The sequence below is a fragment of the Sedimentibacter sp. B4 genome, assembly GCF_000309315.1.
GTDB classification, from domain to species: domain Bacteria; phylum Bacillota; class Clostridia; order Tissierellales; family Sedimentibacteraceae; genus Sedimentibacter; species Sedimentibacter saalensis.
The window spans coordinates 1-364 of record NZ_CANG01000454.1; the positions used below are offsets into that span (position 1 = coordinate 1).

Annotated in this window: 1 protein-coding gene; it reads left to right on the plus strand. The window is 71.2% G+C overall.

Going from position 1 to position 364, the window contains the following annotated elements:
• Nucleotides 1-364 (plus strand): FGGY-family carbohydrate kinase (locus BN358_RS23660; protein ID WP_255346896.1); only part of this gene is annotated, 364 nt, incomplete at both ends.

The following is a 364-nucleotide window of genomic DNA, read 5'->3' on the forward strand; positions in this document are numbered from 1 at the left end:
ACCTCGCCAGGGCCACCCTGGAGGGGATCGTCTTCTCGGTGCGTGACTTCATGGGTGCGATGAGCTCGGTCAGCGGTCACCCGATCACCCGGATGGCCGTGGACGGCGGGGCGTCGAAGAACGACCTGCTGATGCAGTTCCAGGCCGACCAGCTCGACACGCTGGTCGAGCGCCCCCGCAACACCGAGGCCACCAGCCTCGGCGCGGCCCTCCTGGCCGGCCTGGCCACGGGGGTGTGGTCCACCCCCGCCGAGGCCTTGGCGACCCAGGAGATCGAGGCGACCTTCCGTCCGCAGATGGACCCGGAGCAGCGGGACGCGCAGTACACCAGCTGGAAGCGGGCCGTCGAACGCGCGCGTGGGTG